The organism is Vibrio fluminensis (assembly GCF_015278125.1).
In the GTDB taxonomy this organism is placed as follows: domain Bacteria; phylum Pseudomonadota; class Gammaproteobacteria; order Enterobacterales; family Vibrionaceae; genus Vibrio; species Vibrio fluminensis.
Window position 1 is genome coordinate 14511 of the sequence record NZ_JADILO010000035.1, and the last position, 13076, is coordinate 27586.

Genomic DNA, 13076 nt, shown 5'->3' on the forward strand with positions numbered 1-13076 from the left:
TGCGCTCACGGATGTGGGAACGTTCTGCTGCGCCTCACTTACGGAATGAAAAAGGGTGACGATTACCGTCACCCTTTTTATTTGTACAATGCGCTTCGCTTGTTAAAATTCCGTATTCCGTATTCCGTATTCCGTATTCCGTATTCCGTATTCCGTATTCCGTATTCCGTATTCCGTATTCCGTATTCCGTATTCCGTATTCCGTATTCCGTATTCCGTATTCCGTATTCCGTATTCCGTAACTAGGTTAAGCACGATAGCAACGATACCACATAGGCTGATGCCTTGCAGGCTGAAGTCGCCGATGCCAAATGCCATGCCGCCGATACCAAATACTAGCGTGATAGCAACGATAACTAGGTTGCGAGACTTGTGTAGGTCAACGTTGTTTTTGATAAGCGTGTTTAGACCAACCGTTGCGATAGAACCGAACAGTAGGATCATGATGCCGCCCATTACTGGCATTGGGATAGTTTGTAGAACCGCACCCAGCTTACCAACGAGTGATAGAGTGATTGCCGTGATGGCTGTCCAAGTCATGATTACTGGGTTGAACGACTTGGTTAGCATTACTGCGCCCGTTACTTCTGAGTAAGTTGTGTTTGGTGGCGCGCCGACCATAGAGGCTGCGATAGTCGCTAAGCCGTCACCAGCGATAGTGCGGTGCAGACCAGGCTTTTTCAGGTAGTTTTTACCCGTTACGTTTGAGATTGCCAGCATATCACCGACGTGCTCAACGGCTGGTGCAATCGCCACAGGGATCATAAATAGAATCGCGTTGATGTTAAATTCAGGCATCACAAATGCAGGCATGGCAAACCAAGCGGCTTGATGTACAGGAGTAAAATCAACGATGCCATAGAATAAGCTTAACGAGTAGCCGACGATAATGCCGCCAAGGATAGGCATTAGTTTAAGGAAGCCGCGGCTGAATACGCTGATACCAATAGTAGTAAGCAATGATGCTGATGAAACGATTAGCGCCGTGTTTTTGTCAATAACTTGCTCACCACCAGCGACACCTAGTGCCATGCTCACTGCATTCGGCGCAAGACCGAGGCCGATAACCATGATAACTGGACCAACGACAACGGGCGGTAGCAGTTTATGTACAATTTCGACACCGCGCAGCTTAATAAGTCCACCCAATGCGACATAAACTAAACCCGCAACCATCAGGCCACCCATAGTTGCAGGGATACCCCAAGCTTGAACGCCATAAAGAATAGGAGCAATGAAAGCAAAAGAGGAAGCGAGGAAGATAGGAACAGAACGACGAGTAACAACTTGGAAGATTAGAGTACCGATACCAGCACCGAATAGTGCAACACTAGGGTCTAGTCCCGTTAGGAGGGGAACCAGTACCAGAGCACCAAATGCAACGAAGAGCATTTGAGCACCTTGAATGGCATTTTTCATTGTTTTATTCCTTTATGGTGGCAAAAATCCAAAACTCACACGATTTAGCTATTTTGCTAGCAAATAGTGGCGAATCTATGGCTCAAGATAAAAATTCGCGGGATTTTATCACCACTGCAAACGATTTCAATCTGAACTAGATCAAATGTTTACATTTTTGTGGATGCGATCTAATTGATAATCTGCTCGTCATCGATAAGTTCTGTGCAAAAAATACAATCATTGCATGGTGTTTTTGAACTTGTCACTAAGGTCAAAAAACGGTGAGTTCGCATGCAGTTTTGTTGCTCACTGATGAGAAGTTGCTTATCATCAGCGAATAACCGCAGTAACCGAATTTAGGAAATGTATGCGCTCTATTGTTTTATTCGCATTAGGTTTGATAGGCTTTCCTGCCCTAGCTCTAACAAATGTCGACTTATATCAATCACAAGTGGTATTAGACCAGAGCATTGAGAAACCTGACGCCCAAGCTCGCAAACAGGGAATGGAAGAGGTCATTGTGCGTGCCTCTGGTGTACCTGATGCTATCCATAATTCCGTTATTCAAAAAGCGCTGCAACAGAATGCTCAATATCTTGCACAGATTAGTTACGGTCAGCTAGATGGCCAGAAAACACTTAAAATGCGCTTTAATGATTCGCAAATTGACTCTTTGCTAAGTCAGGCTCAACTACCTTTGTGGCCTGCTCAGCGTGCAAACTTACTTGTTTGGTTGATTGAAGAATCTCAAACAGAGCGTTCGGTAGCTTGGGAAGATTCCAATTCCGCGCTGTTAGAGAGTATGAAGCAACAAGCAACAGAGCGAGGATTGCCGCTTACGATTCCTGTGGGTGACTTTAATGACGTGACAGGCGTTAATATTTCGGATTTATGGGGGGGATTTGCTCTACCTGTAGGTCAGGCGAGTCAGCGTTACCCGGTTGATGGCGTTTTGGTGGTTCGCGCAAGCAACAATAACCTGCGTTGGACGTTATATGACCAAATGCCGAAAACTATCGGCGTTACGCGCCAAGCACCTTTGTCAGGTAATGACAGTGGTCAAGATGCTGCGGATAAAATGATTGATCAAATCAGTGATTACTACGCAAAGCAAAGCAGCGTTGTTGTGGCTGGTGAATCATCGGAAGCGATCAAAGTTCGTTTTACCTCGTTGGATAATGCGGTTGATTTCTTTGTTTTGGAGCGAAAATTACAACAGTTAAGTTCAGTAGCATCGCTTGATATCACGAAAATTCAAGGGAAAGACGTAACATTTAAAGTCCACTTATTGGCGACACCAACCGAGTTTGAACAACAAGTGCTACGTCTTCGTGAGGCCAAAGCCATTGCAATCGAACCTGCGCCAGTCGTTGTAGAACCAACGATCACTCAAGAGCCGAAACCTGCAAATAACGCTGTCGTTGAGGAGCAGATTCTATCCGACGCTACAACACAGTCGCTAGATACCGATACCACAATAAATAATGCCGCTGCCCAAGCTCTTCCAGCGATTATTGAGCAGGCACCTCCGGCGATTGTTGAAGTGCCGCCAACCTTTATCTTTGAGTGGCATGGTGAGCAATATGCAGCGCCAATGCCAGTTACGGAACCACAACAAGAAGAAGCGTTAGAGTCTGAGGAAATCGAGACAGAAGTTGACGCTTAACTCGCTTTAATAATTAAAAAGGCCTAGCAATGCTAGGCCTTTTCCATATTACGCGAAACATTATTTCTCAAATCGGGCGCGTTCTTTCTTTTCTACTTCAGATAACCGACTTAACTTCATACCCATCTCCTTACCACGAGCTCGAGCATAAAGAATATTGCCAGCAAAAGCGCCACTGGTGAGAAGTAGTTCAACCACTGCTAGCATGCGTTCACCACCGTCAACATAGATAATCGTCAAGGCGTGCAGAAAATAAAGCATCAACACAAAGTTTGCCCATGCATGAGTGTATGGCTTGCCAGCAAGAATGCCGGGCAGTGGCAAAAGCAGCGGAATACACCACGCAATAGCCAAGGTGGTACTATTAATATGTGGATGAGGTGACAACGATATTTGCCAAATAGCGACCCACGCAAGCAAGCCTAAGTTCGCTCCTAATGCCAACAATCGATAAGCTTTGGTTGCAGGCTTCATATCTTGCAGCAGTCGATCGGTTTGTGGATCTGACATAATCACTCCTTGATTAGTTTTAACGCAGTCGTTGCTAGACGTTTTCCTAATTGTTGGGCCAATTCGCTTTCTTCAGTCGAGAGAGACTGTTGATTGTTATGGGCAACATGGCTTGATCCGTAGGGGGTGCCGCCTGTTTGTGTGGTGTGCAACTGTGGATGAGAGTAGGGAATCCCCATCACTAACATACCATGATGAAACAGTGGCAGTTTCATACTTTGCAACGTCGTTTCTTGCCCGCCATGTAGGCTCGAAGAGGCAGTAAAGACACAAGCGGGTTTATCGATTAAGTCGCCGGCTAGCCATAACGTACTCGTTTGATCCCAAAAGTGTTTTAAAGGGGCGGCCATATTACCAAACCAAACTGGGCTACCCATGGCGAGCCCATGACAATGCTTGAGCTCATCAATAGAGATAATCGGATCTTGCGGCTCACCATGATGAGAAGAAATCTCTTCTACTGTTCGCAGCAACGCTTCGCAATGAGGGATAGATTCTATCCCCCGAGCGATTTGCCGGGCTAATGCTCTAGTTGAGCCATGGCGGCTGTAATAAAGAACAATTAGCTGGCAGTTCATAAGATTTCTAGTACTTGCTCTGGTGGACGACCATGCTTAGCTTTGCCATTAGCCACCACGATTGGGCGCTCAATAAGCTTAGGGTTTTCAGCCATCGCAGCGAACAGTTGTTCATCAGATGCCTGTGCAAGATTCAGCTCTTTATATACATCCTCTTTAACTCGCATCATCGCGCGAACTTCTTCTAGCGCCAATAATGCGTATAGATCTTTCAGCTCCGCTACTGACAACGGGGTATCCAGATACTTGATAATTTCCGGCTGAACGCCTTGTTCTTCAAGTAATGTAAGTGTTTGGCGGCTTTTTGAGCAGCGAGGGTTGTGATAAATCACGACTGACATTTTCTGTCTCCTTTTTATTGTAATGCTAAGAAACGATCACGCTGTACCATCAACTGGTCAATCCGCGCATCGTATCTTGCTTGTTCTAAGCTTCCCAACTCAGCCATTTGGCTAGCCTGAGTATAATATTGTATCGCTTTATTCCAGTTTGCTTTTAGCGCAAAGATTTCAGCACGTGCCGCAAGATCTTCCTGGCTGTTACCCAGTTTAATATTGGCTTCAGAGAGTAAACTCCAACCGTTAACATCTTTGCCATTTTGATGGGTATAACGTTGCAAAACACGGATGGCTTCAGAGTATTTATCTTGTGCCAATAAACTATTGGCATAGTTAATCATCAAGACAGGATTGTCAGGCTCTGATCCCAGCGCTTTCTTCAGCATTGCGCTCGCTTTTTGTGGTTGCTTTTGTGCGATATAGAGATCGCTTAAAGCATCAAGATAAAAGCGGTTGCTGTTATCTATTGCGATCAGCTTTTCGAGAAGCGGAGCCGCTTTGTCGAGTTGGTGATTGTCCAAATAAACCAGTGCGCGTCCATATTGCATTGCAGGTTTGATGTTCTCCGGTAATTTTTTCTCTGTCCGTGTTAGCCAGTCCAAAGCAGCATCGGCTTTTATGCCGGCGTAACGCGCGACGATTCTCGCTCTGGCAAGGTTATAGTTAAGCGAAGTATCAACCCTTCTTTGTGGGTAAGTTTGTGCGCGTGCTCGTGTATCTGTAATTCGGTCTTGTGGCAGTGGGTGCGTGAGCAGCATTGGCGGTAATGTCGTCGCGTAACGATATTCTTCGGCTAAACGGCTGAAAAACTTTGGCATTGCGCTAACGTCGAACCCTGACTTTGATAGTGTTGCGATACCAAAACGGTCGGCCTCTTTTTCGTTGCTACGAGTGTAATTGATCTGGCCTTGCATGCTGCCTGCTGTTGTCGCCGTAATCGCTGCGACTCCAGCTTCCGGTGCGGCGATTGCCAGTAGTAACGCGCCTGCAAGAGCAGCCATGGTCGCCGGGGACCTTCTGGCTTGATCTTCCATGCTGCGAGCTAAGTGGCGTTGTGTCACGTGAGCAATTTCATGTGCAACAACAGAAGCAAGTTCACTTTCCGTTTGTGCGTGTAAAAATAGACCAGAATGAAGGGCGATATATCCGCCAAAGAACGCGAATGCATTGATATTGCGGTCGCGAATCAAGAAAAATGTAAACGGTGTTTTTACATCGTCAGCATTCGCAACTAAGCGGTGCCCTAAGCTATCGATATATTCATTCAGGACAGGGTCATTAATGATTGGCGCTCGGTTGCGCAACATGCGCATGTAAGCATCACCATATTGTAATTCTTGATCGATCGTTAGAGTACTACTGGCTGCGGTTCCGATATCTGGCAAATCATTGGTGTTTGCGAGTGATGGCGCGGAAGGGATGCTCAGTGCTGTCGCAATACAAAGGGCAATTAGCGAACGTGTCTGTTTAAACATAGCTAGCAGTTTTGATTTCCTGTTGAGATGACGCTGCAGTCAGACTGAAAGCCAGCATCATTTACAATCCATAGACAATTACCTAGGTAGCTCCTCGAAGTTAGTTTTACTTCTATAGCTACTGAGATATAGACACTTTATTGGTGTGAGGGTTTCAAAGCAAATAAAGTTAATTGATATCTCTATCTCCATCACCTCCAAGCGGTGATAGTTTGTTCCATCTCGACAGGGCGAGCAATTTTTAGCTGTTAAGTATACAATGGCAAGCTAATAGTGTTTATTCGGCTTTGATTGCTAAATGAAAGATTTAGACTTAAGAGAGCAGCGTTGCCCTATGTCATTGTTGCTTGCTAAACGCCAGTCGGCGAAGTTGGTTGATGGTGATAGGCTTAACATTTTAGTGACAGACCCAAGCTCTAAATCGGACATAGTGAGCTATTTAAGCCAGCATTCGTTTGAGGTCGAGTTGACTCAACTTAACAACTATTACTCTTTAAACGTGACTAGAGGGAAACTTCCAAGATGTTAGAAATGGTCAGTCGTTGGTACAAGCGACGTTTCTCCGACCCACACGCAGTGAGCTTAGTAGCAATTCTTTTCTTTGGTTTTATTACTATCTACTTCTTCGGCAATTTGATTGCCCCTTTGCTGGTGGCGATTGTGCTTGCTTACCTGCTTGAATGGCCAGTGGCAAAATTATCGAAACTTGGCGTTCCACGCACGTTGTCAGTTGTGTTTGCCATTCTTACCTTCTTTACTTTGGCTATTGTTGCCATTTTTGGTTTGGTGCCAACCATCTGGACTCAGGTCGGCAATCTAATCAATGATATTCCTAATATGTATTCAGGGTTGCAGCAAGTGATTGCTGAGTTACCACAAAAATACCCAGAGTTGGCCAACTTTCAGATTGTTGAGTCGCTGGTGACCAATGCCAAGAACCAAGTGATTAGCGTTGGAGAAAGTGTCGTTAAAGGCTCTTTAGCGTCTTTAGTTAGCCTTGCGACTCTTGCGGTTTACTTAATCCTGGTGCCATTGCTGGTTTTTTTCTTATTGAAAGATAAGGAAGAGATGATCGCAATGGCAAGTGGTATGTTGCCACGCAACCGAAAATTAGCGACTAAAGTATGGGATGAGATGAATGAACAGATCTCGAACTATATTCGCGGCAAAGTGATGGAGATCTTAATTGTTGGTGGTGTGAGTTACGTGACATTCGCCATTCTTGATCTGCGTTATTCCGTGTTGTTAGCGGTAGCGGTGGGGCTTTCGGTATTGATCCCATATATTGGTGCGGCTGCCGTGACGGTTCCCGTTGCGATTGTGGGTCTTTTCCAATGGGGACTTTCTCCAGATTTTTATTACTTGTTGATTGCCTACGGCATTATCCAAGCCTTAGATGGTAACGTCTTGGTTCCGGTACTGTTTTCAGAGGCGGTGAATTTGCACCCAGTCGCGATTATCGTTGCGGTGCTAGTATTTGGTGGGCTTTGGGGTTTTTGGGGTGTATTTTTTGCCATTCCACTTGCGACTTTGGTTAAAGCGGTGTGGAACGCGTTACCAAGTAGTCACGAAAATGATTCTTCAGTAACCTCAGAATGAGATATTGAGCCAAGAAAATTAAAGCTAACCTTTTTAGGTTAGCTTTTTTTATGCAATTAATTCAGTAGGTTGAAGTATTATTCTTGGTTGGTAACAAAAATTTAGTGATCTAGATTTAAACTTTTGCAACTTCTAGCCGATAAAGCTGGTATTGCTGATTTTTTTTATGAGGTAAAAATGAAGTTCAGCCAGAAAATAGTCGCCGCCTCTTCGGCGCTGCTTTTTATCACTGTGGTTTTGCTGTCGGTGCAACAGTCGATCTTAGTGAAAGCAGAAGTTGAAAATTTAGTCAGCACAAGCCTGAATGAGATTGAGCAAGAGCTTAGTCGAGCGGTCAGCTCTGAAATGGAAGCGAGCCGTAAGTTAGCGAAAGCAACCACTGAAATGATAGAGCTAGATCCAACTAACTCGACTTATATATCTTCAGTACTGGAAACGCCAGTAGTGAAAAATGAATACATCGTAGTTGGTGCCGGTTATGAATCTGATGGTCATGTGATTGAGAACGATGATGCTTGGGTGGTGGATTCAAGTTTTGATCCGCGTACGCGTCCATGGTACCAAGAAGCTAAATCGCAAAGTCGTCTGATTGTGACTGACCCGTATGTGGATGCATCAACCAATAAAGTAGTGATTTCTATCGCAATGCCAATGCGTGATAAAGGCGATTTCCTTGGTGTCGTTTTTTACGACATGGAACTTACCTCGTTGGCTGAGAAGGTAAACCAGACTAATCTTTTTGATGCGGGCTACTTGTTCATTGTTGCGCAAGATGGCACCACTATCGCTCACCCAGATGCAAATAATAACGGCAAGTCTTTGTCTGAGTACTTGCCTCAAGTGACGGTTAAAGAGGGGGAGCAGCGTTTCGAGCAAGATGGTAAATCCTACCTAGTACGTTTCACCAAAGTATCCTCTGAAGGTTGGTATGTCGGCTCTATTTTGGATGAATCGATCGTCTTGGCCACTATTGACGAGATGCGCAACAGTACGATGATTACCGTCATCATTGCTTTGGCATTGAGTATTCTAGTTCTTTCGCTATTGATTAAGTTCTTGATGCGTCCTCTAAATGAACTAAATGATGCAATTCAAGATGTGGCGTCTGGTCAAGGTGATTTAACCAAGCGCTTGGCAACCAATACCGATGCTGAATTTGCTCAATTGGCGAAAGGCTTTAATACCTTCACCGAAAATCTGCAGCAGCAAATTATTCAATCCAAAGAGATTGGCGCCAGTATTCTCGTTGGTACGGAGCAGTCTTATGTGAATGCGCAAGACGCTTCTCGCGCGGTAGCAAGCCAATTAGAAGAGCTTGAGCAACTAGCGACCGCAATGCATGAGATGTCGGTAACCGCTGCAGATGTAGCAAACAATGCGCAAGGTGCGGCAGAAGCGGTGAAAGAAGCCGAATACGTGACAGATCAAGGCTCTGTAGTGGTAAGTGATACGACAGAAGCGATCAGCCAGCTATCGATGCGTGTTGATCAAGCGGTTGAAGAGGTCGCAGGCCTTGCTTCTGCAACCAATAACATTGAAACCATTTTAAAAGTGATCAATGACATCGCCGATCAAACAAACTTGCTCGCGCTGAATGCGGCGATTGAAGCGGCTCGTGCTGGTGAATCTGGTCGCGGTTTTGCTGTGGTTGCCGATGAGGTACGCACACTGGCTCAGCGTACTCAACAGTCTACCACTGAAATTCGTGGCATGATTGAGCAGCTGCAATCTGGTGCTAGCGCAGTCTCTTCTGCAATGAGTGAAAGCAAATCGACCGCAGATATCGCGGTAGATAAAGCGCAACAAGCCAATGATTCATTACAAGCGATTCGTGCGATCATCCAACGCATTACCGATATGAACATGCAAATTGCCTCAGCTGCTGAAGAGCAAAGTTTGGTCGCAGAAGAAATCAACAGCAATACTGTACGTATTAAAGATCTGACCACGTTGGTTTCCGATGCAGCCCAGCAATCAAGTGTTGCAATGGAACATCAAACAGAAAGCGTGCGTAAGCAAGATGATCTATTGAACAAGTTTATCGTTTAGTCGATTGATAAAATAAAACGCCAGCGATTGCTGGCGTTTTTTATGATGTGTTGCTTTGTGACTAAATCACTATTTATTATTTAGATAATTCATCACGACTTCATGGTGATCTTTGGTTTTAAATTTGTTGAACACGTGTTCAATGGTGCCGTTTTCATCAATTAAGAAGCTGATGCGGTGAAGGCCATCATACACTTTGCCCATAAACTTCTTTTCGCCCCACACGCCAAACTGTTCTGCAACCGCATGATTTTCATCTGAGAGTAAAGAGAAGTTCAAGCTGTCACGCTCAATAAATTTACCAAGACGTTTTACAGGGTCGATGCTGACACCCAATACCACGACGTTATGTGCATCCAATTCCGCTTTAGTATCGCGCAGACCTTGAGCTTGTACGGTACAACCTGGCGTCATTGCTTTTGGGTAAAAGTAGAAAAGTATTTTTTTGCCAGCAAAATCGGCGAGTTTAACCAAATTACCGTCTTGGTCATGAAGAGAGAAGGCAGGTGCTGGAGAGCCAGCTGTCAGCGTGTTCATGCAGATTCCTTTTTATAGACTGTTCTTTATAAAATTTAGTGAGCCTTTTACGTCTTGCTCGCGACAAAGATCAGTAAACTCTTCTTGTAACTGCATTAAGTTAAACTCCGAGTCTACAGAGGCGGTCAGAGTTAACTGAAATTGGTCGTGCAAAGCGCCCAGTTTTTCTTTATCGATGGTTTGTGCACTGAGTGACGATAGATCGAGTTGTTTGTCGGCAAAAAAATTGGTGAATTTTTCGGTTAGCCCGACCTTATCGTCAGCCTCAATAAATGCTTCAATGGTATAGGCATGATCGACCAGAGCATGCTTCGCCGTGCGCTTCATCATAGTGATCAAGTTTTGCTCTTGCCCGAGCAGAGGCAGAGTCGTCTCAACACGAGTAATTGCCCCATTGCTGCCTGAAAGTAGCATGATGAGGGTAAACTCACTGCCAAAAAGTGCAATACGGCTATCAACGATGTTACAACCAGACTTCGTTACGAGACGCACAATTTGGTTACATATGCCGGGGCGGTCGCTACCAACCGCGGTTATTACCAGATGTTGAGTCATACAATCACTTTAAATTTGCTTAGCTTATTGACTGATTACTTTAGCATAGTTGTCGCTGCTGAAAATGGTGCATTCGATCACTTTATTCACATTTACTCGTGTTTGCTCATGAAATGTTCAGCAACTCGAAAAGTTGCTGTGTAATTCATCAGCAATGGCATATTAGTACAGTAATTAGGCTTGTTTTAGGGTGGGGCATCTTGATTTCAGCGTCGCCGAGGAGTGAAAAGGCCTTTGATAAGGTGTATTAATACAATTTGACCTAGATCTGAATTCTGCAGCTTTGCTGATTGTTGACCTACATATTGGAGTAAATAGATGGCTTTAGAGCAGTTAAGAGCTTGTCTTTGCTCGTCTCGATACAGTACCATGCAAAAAGTCACAATTTATCGGAGATAGACATGTTTTCAGGAAGTATCGTAGCGCTTATAACCCCATTTACTCAAGACGGCGAAGTAGATTACGTTAGCCTGAAGAAACTCGTGGATTTTCATGTAGCAGCGGGTAGCGATGGTATTGTCGCTGTTGGTACCACAGGTGAATCTGCGACGTTAACTATTGAAGAGCATGTCAAAGTCGTACATAAAACGGTTGAATTTGCCGAGGGACGTATTCCGGTTATTGCTGGTACAGGCGCCAATGCCACTCATGAGTGTGTGACATTTAGTCGTTTATTAAATAACTCGGGAATCGTAGGTTGTTTGAGTGTGACTCCTTACTATAACAAACCGACTCAAGAAGGTTTGTATCAGCACTACAAAGCAATCGCCGAGGAAAGTGAGATTCCTCAAATCCTTTACAACGTACCAGGTCGCACAGCGGTAGACTTGCAACCAGAAACCGTTGCTCGTTTAGCAGAGATTGAAAACATTGTGGCATTGAAAGATGCGACAGGTGATTTAAGTCGAATTGCAAAACATCGTGAACTTTGTGGCGAAGATTTTATCTTACTAAGTGGTGATGATGCCACGGGTCTGGATTTTGTTCGTCTTGGTGGGCACGGTGTGATTTCAGTGACTAACAACCTTGCAGCGGAAGACATGGCAACCATGTTCCGTTTGGCAAAAGAAGGTCGTTATGAAGAAGCTGAGTTGATTAACCAGCGATTGATGTCGTTACATAAAAACTTATTCGTTGAATCAAGCCCAATCCCAGTGAAGTGGGCTGCGCATCAAATGGGGTTGATTGAGTTCGGTGGCTTACGCTTACCTCTGACAGAGTTGTCTGAAGCGTCTCAACCTATCGTTCGTCAAGCATTGAAAGATGCAGGTATCAACTAAATTTAAGGATTGCTGAAGCCTATGGCTTCAGCATGTATTTATCAGGAGTTTCAATGAAGTTGTCATCCCAGCTAGTCGTTAGTTCACTAGCTGTTTTTGTATTGAGTGCATGTAGTGGTGGTGCTGATCAGCGTCGTCAAGCTGACAATGATTTCGATTATTTAAATACCCCATCACTTGAGAACTGGACGCCACTTGTCGGATCAGAAACTCGCTTTTACACCAACTATCAAATCCCACAAGGGGACTTTAAAGGTGGTGTTGGTAATCAAGTCGACATTCGACCGCCTCAACAAGTGCTTGAGTTAATTCCTGGCGCACGAATCGAACGTGACAATGGCGATGTATTAATTTGGTTACTCAGACAAGATGAAGCCGATCGTGTTTGGCAAACTGCCCAAACAATGATTAAAGAGCGTGATGTCAAAGTGCGTGAATCAAGCGATTCTCGTATTGAAACCGAATGGATTACATGGGTATCAGAAGATGAAACGACGCCCCTAAGTGCCCGTTATGAATTGAGCCGCAGTGTGAAAAATGGCCGTCATTTGGTTAGCCTAGCGCTTATTGATTGGCGCCAAGGTGATCAATCAGTTGCTCCGACCTACATTAATAAAGAGCGCTATAGTGGTTTGATGGCGAACATATTGACGGCGCGATACGATCTAAGCGTGCGTCAAGAAGCGGAGCGCAAAGCGAGTGAGCTCGTTAAACAGATCCCGATTTCAATGGGTACAGACCGTTCAGGTTTGCCTGTGATTATTGCGCGTTCGTCATACGATATTTTGTGGGCGCGTATGCCAAAGATCTTGCCTGAAATGGGCTTTAAGATTGAGGAACGCAGTCAGTCTCAGGGTACGATAAAAGCGAAATACTCTGAACCTGATGATGAGTTCTGGCAAGAAATCGGTGTTAAGCCAATTGAACTGAAATCGGTTGTTTACACCTTCCAATTAGGTGATTTAGGTAACCGTACTTCAATCAACGTAACCGCTCCAGATGGCAAGCCTGTCGAAGAAGCATTGCTGAAAGATATGGTGCCAGTACTTGCTGCGATGGCGAAGAAGCACCAATAAGACATTTAGTTA

At 44.7% G+C, this 13076-nt stretch carries 12 protein-coding genes and 1 pseudogene; 6 read left to right on the top strand and 7 right to left on the bottom strand.

Annotated features, from left to right (window positions below):
- Window positions 1–240: 240 nt before the first annotated feature.
- A pseudogene (locus IRQ95_RS18565) lies at window positions 241–1419 on the bottom strand (uracil-xanthine permease family protein); the annotation flags it as partial.
- 349 nt (window positions 1420–1768) lie between these two features.
- Here IRQ95_RS18565 and IRQ95_RS18570 point away from each other — a divergent pair.
- Entirely contained in the window at window positions 1769–3067 is a 1299-nt protein-coding gene (locus IRQ95_RS18570) for a DUF2066 domain-containing protein (protein WP_194438673.1), read from the top strand.
- Between the two features lie 60 nt (window positions 3068–3127).
- Here the strand turns inward: IRQ95_RS18570 and IRQ95_RS18575 are convergent, their stop codons facing one another.
- The 4 genes from IRQ95_RS18575 to bepA are packed head-to-tail and all read right to left on the bottom strand — an operon-like array spanning window position 3128 to window position 5968.
- The gene (locus IRQ95_RS18575) at window positions 3128–3577 is read right to left on the bottom strand and encodes a DUF2069 domain-containing protein (protein WP_194438675.1); all 450 of its coding nucleotides are present in this window, start codon (window positions 3575–3577) and stop codon (window positions 3128–3130) included.
- A 2-nt stretch (window positions 3578–3579) separates the two neighbouring features.
- Window positions 3580–4155: an NAD(P)H:quinone oxidoreductase gene (gene wrbA / locus IRQ95_RS18580; protein ID WP_194438677.1), complete on the bottom strand. Its 576-nt coding sequence runs from the start codon at window positions 4153–4155 to the stop codon at window positions 3580–3582.
- On the bottom strand, window positions 4152–4496 hold the full coding sequence (gene arsC, locus IRQ95_RS18585; protein ID WP_194438679.1) for an arsenate reductase (glutaredoxin): 345 nt from the start codon (window positions 4494–4496) through the stop codon (window positions 4152–4154). The genes wrbA and arsC overlap by 4 nt, the downstream gene beginning before the upstream one ends.
- A gap of 14 nt (window positions 4497–4510) precedes the next feature.
- A complete protein-coding gene (gene bepA, locus IRQ95_RS18590) occupies window positions 4511–5968 on the bottom strand; it encodes a beta-barrel assembly-enhancing protease (protein ID WP_194438681.1) in 1458 nt (485 codons plus the stop codon).
- Between the two features lie 298 nt (window positions 5969–6266).
- Here bepA and IRQ95_RS18595 point away from each other — a divergent pair, with 298 nt between their 5' ends.
- The 3 genes from IRQ95_RS18595 (at window position 6267) to IRQ95_RS18605 (ending at window position 9616) form a co-directional block, all read left to right on the top strand.
- Window positions 6267–6497 (top strand): sulfurtransferase TusA family protein, encoded by a 231-nt coding sequence (locus tag IRQ95_RS18595; protein WP_194438683.1) that lies wholly within the window; start codon window positions 6267–6269, stop codon window positions 6495–6497.
- Window positions 6491–7567, top strand: a complete 1077-nt coding sequence (locus tag IRQ95_RS18600; RefSeq protein WP_194438685.1) for an AI-2E family transporter — start codon at window positions 6491–6493, stop codon at window positions 7565–7567. Before IRQ95_RS18595 ends, IRQ95_RS18600 begins: the two co-directional genes overlap by 7 nt.
- Window positions 7568–7744: 177 nt before the next feature.
- Window positions 7745–9616 carry a methyl-accepting chemotaxis protein gene (locus IRQ95_RS18605; RefSeq protein ID WP_194438687.1) on the top strand — a complete coding sequence of 624 codons (1872 nt, stop codon included), beginning with the start codon at window positions 7745–7747 and terminating at the stop codon, window positions 9614–9616.
- 69 nt (window positions 9617–9685) lie between these two features.
- On the opposite strand, the gene bcp is transcribed toward IRQ95_RS18605, so the two are convergent.
- Together bcp and IRQ95_RS18615 are read right to left on the bottom strand one after the other, a co-directional pair.
- Entirely contained in the window at window positions 9686–10153 is a 468-nt protein-coding gene (gene bcp / locus IRQ95_RS18610; RefSeq protein ID WP_194438690.1) for a thioredoxin-dependent thiol peroxidase, read from the bottom strand.
- 12 nt (window positions 10154–10165) lie between these two features.
- A complete protein-coding gene (locus IRQ95_RS18615) occupies window positions 10166–10708 on the bottom strand; it encodes a glycine cleavage system transcriptional repressor (RefSeq protein ID WP_194438691.1) in 543 nt (180 codons plus the stop codon).
- Window positions 10709–11109: 401 nt separating this feature from the next.
- On the opposite strand from IRQ95_RS18615, the gene dapA reads away from it, so the two are divergent.
- Window positions 11110–11988: a 4-hydroxy-tetrahydrodipicolinate synthase gene (dapA, locus tag IRQ95_RS18620; protein ID WP_194438693.1), complete on the top strand. Its 879-nt coding sequence runs from the start codon at window positions 11110–11112 to the stop codon at window positions 11986–11988.
- 53 nt (window positions 11989–12041) lie between these two features.
- Window positions 12042–13064 carry an outer membrane protein assembly factor BamC gene (gene bamC, locus IRQ95_RS18625; RefSeq protein WP_194438695.1) on the top strand — a complete coding sequence of 341 codons (1023 nt, stop codon included), beginning with the start codon at window positions 12042–12044 and terminating at the stop codon, window positions 13062–13064.
- Window positions 13065–13076 lie beyond the last annotated feature (12 nt).